This window comes from Cupriavidus sp. WS (assembly GCF_000395345.1).
GTDB classification, from domain to species: Bacteria; Pseudomonadota; Gammaproteobacteria; order Burkholderiales; family Burkholderiaceae; genus Cupriavidus; species Cupriavidus basilensis_B.
On the sequence record NZ_AQPL01000531.1, the window covers coordinates 1 to 6,697 of the forward strand.

The 6,697-nt window shown below is 69.1% G+C and carries 7 protein-coding genes; 3 read left to right on the forward strand and 4 right to left on the reverse strand.

Annotated elements, in window-relative coordinates; all coding sequences use genetic code 11:
• The coding region (locus K206_RS0133685; protein ID WP_020206692.1) for a Tar ligand binding domain-containing protein at window positions 1–1,158 on the reverse strand (1,158 nt) is incomplete at its 3' end.
• Window positions 1,159–1,297: 139 nt separating this feature from the next.
• On the reverse strand, window positions 1,298–1,909 hold the full coding sequence (locus K206_RS0133690) for a flavin reductase family protein (protein WP_020206693.1): 612 nt from the start codon (window positions 1,907–1,909) through the stop codon (window positions 1,298–1,300).
• A 339-nt stretch (window positions 1,910–2,248) separates the two neighbouring features.
• On the opposite strand from K206_RS0133690, the gene K206_RS0133695 reads away from it, so the two are divergent.
• Window positions 2,249–2,551: an H-NS family nucleoid-associated regulatory protein gene (locus K206_RS0133695; protein ID WP_020206694.1), complete on the forward strand. Its 303-nt coding sequence runs from the start codon at window positions 2,249–2,251 to the stop codon at window positions 2,549–2,551.
• Window positions 2,552–2,624: 73 nt separating this feature from the next.
• On the opposite strand, the gene galE is transcribed toward K206_RS0133695, so the two are convergent.
• Both galE and K206_RS0133705 read right to left on the reverse strand, forming a co-directional pair.
• Window positions 2,625–3,644, reverse strand: coding sequence for a UDP-glucose 4-epimerase GalE (gene galE, locus K206_RS0133700; protein ID WP_020206695.1), 1,020 nt, complete (start codon window positions 3,642–3,644; stop codon window positions 2,625–2,627).
• A gap of 142 nt (window positions 3,645–3,786) precedes the next feature.
• Window positions 3,787–4,821, reverse strand: a complete 1,035-nt coding sequence (locus tag K206_RS0133705; RefSeq protein ID WP_043367668.1) for a tyrosine-type recombinase/integrase — start codon at window positions 4,819–4,821, stop codon at window positions 3,787–3,789.
• A gap of 294 nt (window positions 4,822–5,115) precedes the next feature.
• Here K206_RS0133705 and K206_RS0133710 point away from each other — a divergent pair, with 294 nt between their 5' ends.
• Together K206_RS0133710 and K206_RS0133715 are read left to right on the forward strand one after the other, a co-directional pair.
• Entirely contained in the window at window positions 5,116–5,592 is a 477-nt protein-coding gene (locus K206_RS0133710; RefSeq protein WP_196812958.1) for a nuclear transport factor 2 family protein, read from the forward strand.
• A gap of 69 nt (window positions 5,593–5,661) precedes the next feature.
• Window positions 5,662–6,657, forward strand: coding sequence for a nitronate monooxygenase family protein (locus tag K206_RS0133715; protein ID WP_020206698.1), 996 nt, complete (start codon window positions 5,662–5,664; stop codon window positions 6,655–6,657).
• The last annotated feature ends 40 nt before the right edge of the window (window positions 6,658–6,697 follow it).

Consider the following 6,697-nt stretch of genomic DNA (forward strand, 5'->3'; position numbering starts at 1 on the left):
GCGCGCCGCTTCCACCGCGGCGTTGAGCGCCAGGATGTTGGTCTGGAAGGCGATGCCCTCGATCACGCCGATGATCTCCACCACCTTGCGCGACGAGCCGTTGATCTCGTTCATGGTATCGACCACGCGGCCCACCACCTCGCCGCCCTTGAGGGCGATCTGCGAGGCGTCGCCGGCGAGCTGGCCAGCCTGGCGCGCGTTGTCGGCGTTCTGGCGCACCACCGTGGTCAGTTCTTCCATGCTGGCGGCGGTCTGCTCGAGCGAGGAGGCCTGCTCCTCGGTGCGCTGGGACAGGTTGAGGTTGCCGGAGGCGATCTGGCCGGTGGCCGCGGCGATCGAGTCGGTGCCGCCGCGCACCTGCGCGACGATGTTGGAAAGGCTGTCCTGCATCGACGCGAGCGCCTGCATCATGCGGCCGATCTCGTTGCGCGACACATTGACGATGCGCGAGGTCAGGTCGCCGCCGGCCATGCGCTCGAACACCGACAGCGCTTCCTCGACCGGCCGCACGATGGCCCGGTGCAGCGCCAGCGTGGACAGCGCGGCCACCACCAGGCCGAGCGCGATCAGCGCGAACGACAGCATGCGCACGCTCTGGAAGCCGGACTGGGCGAGATTGAAGTTCTCCTCGCCGGTGCGGAACTGGTAGCCCTGCAAGGCCTCGTAGGCCGTCGCCAGGCTGCGCTGCATGTCGGGCAGCTCGTTCTTGGCGAGGGCCAGCGCCTGCTCGGCGTTGTTCTCCAGCAGCGCCTTCTGCAGGGGCTTGATGCCCTTTTCCATGAAATCGCGGCGCTTGCGGTCCACCTCGTCCGCCAGGGCCTTTTCCTCGGCGCTCTGCGGCAACGCGGCGTAGCGCTTCCATGCCGCGTCGGCGCTGTCGACGAAGGTCATCGAGCGGTCCACCACCGCCTTGCCTTCGCCGCCGGCGCCCGGCATCACGCCGCGGTCCAGCGCCAGCCGCATGCGGGTGGTGCCGAGCATGGTCTCGCTCAGCGCCTGGGCCGAGGCGAGCTGGTTGCCATAGGTTTCCTGGAGTGCTGCGTTGCTGCTGGATATGCCATGCAGGCCGGCCGCGCCGACCAGCACGAGCAGGACCGACAACAATGCCATCGCCCCGCGCAGCAAGGTCTTGATCTGAATATTGTTATGGAACGACATAAAACACCCGATACGGTAAGGAACGCGCGGGACCTCCTCCGGCCCCGGCCCGGCGGATCGACACCCCTGCGATCCGCTCACGGCAAATAACGGCGAGCCGCCGAGAATCCTTGAGAAGGTGCGGTGCGCGCCACGCCGCTTATGCGCCGCCCTCCGATTCCACCTGAAATGCCTCCCCGGTGGCGAAAAACGCCCCGCCGGCAAGATAGTGGATCGAGCGGTGTTCGTTATCCGGAAAATGCCAGCGGCCCGCCGAAAACGCTGCCGCGTCGGCCCAGGCGGCCACGACCTCGGCGATGAACAGGTCATGGCGCGTCGCATTATGCGGCTCGGGGATCACCCGGCATTCGAGCCAGCCGAGGCAGCCCGCCAGCAGCGGCGCGGCGATTTCCCGCGCGGGGAACGTGGACAAACCCGCGGCGGCGAACTTGTCGGCCTCGCGGCCGGAGCGCGAGCCGACCGCCAGCGTGGCGCCCGCCTGCGCGCGCGCCGGGATGTTCAGCGCGAATTCGCCGGACGCTTCCACCAGTTCGCGCGTGAGCGTGCGCGCATCGATCACCACCGCCACCTTGGCCGGCTGGAAGTCCAGCGGCATGGCCCAGGAGGCGGCCATGACGTTGCGCCGCCCGCCGTGCGCGCTGGTGACCAGCGTCACCGGCCCGTGATTGAGCAGCCGGTAGGCCTTGGGCAGTTCCACGGGAACGAAGCCGGCCGGCGCGGCGGCCGCGGCGTTGATCGGATCGGATGACATGGCAGCGTGGTGGCGAAGGATGGATGGGCGCGCGAAACGGACCGCTATTGTTACAGCAAACGCACCCGGAGGCGATGGCCAATACCCGGCAGGGGTATTTCCCCCTGCCGGCGGGACAAAAACATGCAAATGAGCCGGGTCTCATTTTTCCGCCGCGTGGCGCGGCGCCGAAAATGCCCGGCGGCGCCGCGACCAGAGATTGGCGCGGAAGTTCATTAATTTGACATGGGCGCCAATTTATCGGAATTCTCTTTCTGCCGACATGGGCATATGCAGGATCGCCACACCCCGTTATAATCGTCCCACTCTCACCCGCTCACCAGTAAATCGAGGCTCGTAATGGCGACTTATCAGGAAATTGTTCAGAAAATCAGCGAACTCCAGAAGCAGGCCGAGGAAATCAAGGCGCGCGAGCAGGCGACCGTCATTGCCGATATTCGCGAGAAAATCGAGCAATATGGCCTGACCGCCGACGATCTCGGCTTCGGCACCAAGCCCGCCGCCAGCAAGAAGGCCACCCGCAAGGTGCCGGTGCGCTACCGCGACAGCGCGGGCAACACCTGGACCGGCCGCGGCAAGCGCCCGGGCTGGCTGACCCAGGCGCTGGCCTCCGGCAAGAACATCGACGACTTCCTGATCTGAACCAGGGTTTCGCCGCAGGCATGGAAACGGCCGGGCCAGCGCCCGGCCGTTTTTTATTGCCCGCCGGCGCGGCTCAGCCGGCGAAGCCGAGCGGGTTCATCGACTGCCAGCGCCACGAGTCCTCGCACATGCGGTCGATGTCGTGCCTGGCCTGCCAGCCGATCAGCGCGTGCGCCAGCGCCGGGTCGGCATAGCACGAGGCGATGTCGCCCGGGCGGCGCGCCACGATCTCGTACGGCACCGGCCGGCCGCTGGCGCGCTCGTAGGCCGCCACCACTTCCAGCACGCTGTAGCCGCGGCCGGTGCCGAGATTCACGGTCAGGCACTGCTGCTTGTCGCGCAGGTAGACCAGCGCGTCGAGGTGGCCGGCGGCGAGATCGCACACGTGGATGTAGTCGCGCACGCCAGTGCCGTCCGGGGTCGGGTAGTCGCCGCCATACACCATCAGCTTCTCGCGCCGGCCGCCGGCGACCTGCGCCACGTAGGGCATCAGGTTATTGGGCACGCCGCCCGGGTCTTCGCCGATCAGGCCGCTCTCGTGCGCGCCCACCGGATTGAAATAACGCAGGTAGGCAATGCGCCACGACGGGTCCGAATGCTCCAGGTCGCGCAGGATCTGCTCGCCCATCAGCTTGGTCTGGCCGTAGGGATTGGTGGCCGACAGCGGAAAGTCCTCGAGGATCGGCACGGCATGCGGATTGCCATAAACCGTGGCCGACGAGCTGAACACCAGCTGCTTCACGCCGGCCGCGTTCATTGCCGAGCACAGCGTGAGCAGGCCGCCGAGATTATTGCCGTAATAATCGAGCGGCTTGGCGACCGATTCGCCCACCGCCTTGAGCGCGGCGAAATGAATCGCTCCGGTGATGCGGTGCTCGGCGAACAGGCGGTCCAGCAAGGCCCGGTCGCGCACGTCGCCTTCGACAAAATCCGGGCGCTGCCCGGTTATCCGCGCCAGCCGCTCCACCACCTCGCGGTTGCTATTGCAGAGATTATCCAGGCCGATCACGCGATAGCCGGCTTCGAGCAGGGCCACCCAGGTGTGCGAGGCGATATAACCGGTAGCTCCCGTGAGCAGCAAGGTTTCAGACATGGCGATTCATCGGTAAGTTGAGAAAGAGGCGAAACGGGCGCGGCAACGGCGCCGGCCCTGGCTGCCGCGCCCGCTCCTGCCCGGCATGCGGCAATGAGCACCAGCAAGCGGGGCCGGCGGCGCGGCGAGGCGGGTAAGCATATCAGGCCGCATCGGGCACGCGCGTGACGGCGCCCGCATGCCGCGCCGGCGGCTGGCCCGAGCGGGCCTGCCACGCTTCGAACGCGGCCCGCAGGCGCCAGCCGGATTCCAGGTCGCGCATGCCGAGGCGCTGCGCCACCTCGGCCGGGCTCGCGCCGGCTTCGAAGTGCAGCGCGCAGCAGGTGTTGCGCAGCGTCTGCGGCGAGGCGCGCTCGCTGCGCCCCGCCAGCACGCCGGCTTCGTCGAGCAGGATCTCGACGCGGCGGTACAGCGAGGCGGCGTGCAGCGGCCGGCCCGCCGGCGTGGCGGGGAAGACCAGTTCGCCGAGCGTGTCCGCGGCCGCGCGGACCGCCAGCCACGCCAGCAGCGCGGCGCGCGCGAAGGCGAAGACCGGCGCCTCGTAGGCGCGGCCGTTGTCGGCGCGCACCAGGCGCAGCGCGCGGGCGTCCGGCGCGATGCTCTGCGCGCGCAGGTCGCGGGCTTCGCCCACCTTGAGGCCGGCGCCCAGCAGCACCGCCACCAGCGCGGTGTCGCGCGCGCGCTTCCACTGCGTCGGCGACGGCATGCCGGCGTCCTTGCCGTCCTGGCCGTCGTTCGCGCGCGGCGGCGCCGGCGCCAGCACGCGGGCGATCACGATGTCCCGCTCGGCGGGCAGCAGGAATGCCGTGGGATCGTTCTCGCCTTCGGCCAGATGCGCGCGCACGGCCTGGCTGGCGGGGTTGTGCAGGCCGTCCTGCAACTGCGACAGATGATGGAACACGCGCTCAATCAGGCGCGCGTAGCGGTAGCGGTGATGCTTGTGCAGGTCCTGCTCGTCGAGGAACGCGCCGATCTGCTCGGCCGACCACGCCAGCGGCGCCACGCCGCGCTCGCCCGACCAGCGCAGCAGCTTGCCCCACATGGCGCGGTAGACCACGGCGGTGCCGTGGCGGAAGCCGTGGCTGGCCAGCCAGCCGTCGAAGGCGCGCTCGGGCTGGGCACGCCAGGCGGCCAGGTCCGCATCGAACAGCGCCGGGGGCGGCCCGTCTGCGCGCATGTTGGTCTTCACTTGCGCTCCTGCGTTGGTTTGCGGCAATGGCGGTATTGTAGACAAGACGCCACAAAACACCGAGCCCCGCGACATGCGAACGCGGCGGCCGGGCGCAGCGGGCGGCATCCGCCGCGAATTTGGCGGGCCGGCGGCATGCAGCCAGTTGCATTCGCGCGCGCGGGCTGCTACCTTTCACCTGATCGCTCATGCAACTGGTTGCATAGAGACGACGGCGAACCGATATTCCGATGCCTGGGATATCCGATACCCGATACCCCGACACCCCGATACCGAAGAACGATGCCGGGGCGGCCCGTCCGCCCCCGGCCAACCCGGAGAAGACACTTGACCCAAGCAACGCTGTCGGCGGCGGCGCAGGCCTCGCTGGCCATCTGGCACCGCATGATCGCCACCCATTCGATGGACGAGCTGGACGGCATCGTCGCCGACGAGGTCGTCTTCCATTCGCCGGTGGCGCACACGCCCTACCCGGGGCGCGCCGCGCTGCGCATGGTGCTCGAGACCGTCAACCAGGTCTTCCAGGATTTCCGCTACCACCGCGGCTTCGTCGGCGACGACGGCCGCAGCGTGGTGCTGGAATTCAGCGCGCGCGTGGACGGCAAGGCGGTCAAGGCCATCGACATGATCCACTTCGACGCCAACGGCAGGATCGACGACTTCGAAGTCATGGTCCGCCCCAAGAGCGGCCTCGACGCGCTGGCCGCGGCGATGGGCGCGCGGCTCGCCGGCCAGACCTCGGTCCTGCACGGCGCCTGAGCGGCGCCGCCATCCCGGCCACCAACCCTTTCCGATCCGGTCCCCGGACCTAACCTTGCGCTAAAGACCATGTCACTTCCCGCCATCCTCCAGAACCGCCTGTCCTTGCCGGTGGTGTGCTCGCCGCTGTTCATCATCTCCAACCCCGACCTGGTCATTGCCCAGTGCAAGGCCGGCGTGGTGGGCTCCTTCCCCGCGCTGAACGCGCGCCCGGGCCCGGTGCTCAACGACTGGCTGGACCGCATCACCACCGAGCTGGCCGAGCACGACGCCCGCCACCCGGACCGCCCGGCCGCGCCGTTCGCGGTCAACCAGATCGTGCACAAGTCCAACGACCGGCTGGACCACGACCTGGAGCTGTGCGTGCGCTACAAGGTGCCCATCGTCATCACCTCGCTGGGCGCGCGCAAGGAAGTCAACGACGCGGTGCATTCCTACGGCGGCATCGTGCTGCACGACATCATCAACAACACCTTCGCGCGCAAGGCCATCGAGAAGGGCGCGGACGGCCTGATCGCGGTGGCCGCCGGCGCCGGCGGCCATGCCGGCACCTTGTCGCCGTTCGCGCTGCTGCACGAGATCCGCGAGTGGTTCGACGGCCCGCTGCTGCTGTCGGGCGCCATCGCCAGCGGCGACGGCATCCTCGCCGCGCAGGCCGCGGGCGCGGACCTGGCCTACGTGGGCTCGGCCTTCATCGCCACCGAGGAGGCCAACGCGCAGGCCGGCTACAAGCAGATGATCGTGGACAGCAGCGCGTCCGACATCGTCTACTCCAACCTGTTTACCGGCGTGCACGGCAACTACCTGCGCCAGAGCATCGTCAATGCCGGGCTCGACCCGGAAGCGCTGCCGCAGTCGGATCCGTCCAAGATGAACTTCGGTTCGGGCAGCGCCAAGGCGTGGAAGGACATCTGGGGCGCCGGCCAGGGCGTGGGCGCGGTCAAGCGCGTGGTGCCGGCGGCCGAGCTGGTGCGCCGCTTCGCCGAGGAATACGCGCTGGCGCGCCGCCGCCTCGGGCTGGCCCCGCACACCGCCGGCGCCACCGCCGCGGCCGACCTGGCCTGATCTAGCGTCCTCGCGGCCCGGCGCGGCCGCGGGCGCCTCG

Excerpts from the sequence above, each read along its gene's own strand:
- K206_RS0133715 (WP_020206698.1), top strand. The coding sequence starts at position 5,662 with ATGTCACTTCCCGCCATCCTCCAGAACCGCCTGTCCTTGCCGGTGGTG.
- galE (WP_020206695.1), bottom strand. The coding sequence starts at position 3,644 with ATGTCTGAAACCTTGCTGCTCACGGGAGCTACCGGTTATATCGCCTCG.
- K206_RS0133695 (WP_020206694.1), top strand. The coding sequence starts at position 2,249 with ATGGCGACTTATCAGGAAATTGTTCAGAAAATCAGCGAACTCCAGAAG.
- K206_RS0133690 (WP_020206693.1), bottom strand. The coding sequence starts at position 1,909 with ATGTCATCCGATCCGATCAACGCCGCGGCCGCCGCGCCGGCCGGCTTC.
- K206_RS0133710 (WP_196812958.1), top strand. The coding sequence starts at position 5,116 with ATGCCGGGGCGGCCCGTCCGCCCCCGGCCAACCCGGAGAAGACACTTG.
- K206_RS0133705 (WP_043367668.1), bottom strand. The coding sequence starts at position 4,821 with ATGCGCGCAGACGGGCCGCCCCCGGCGCTGTTCGATGCGGACCTGGCC.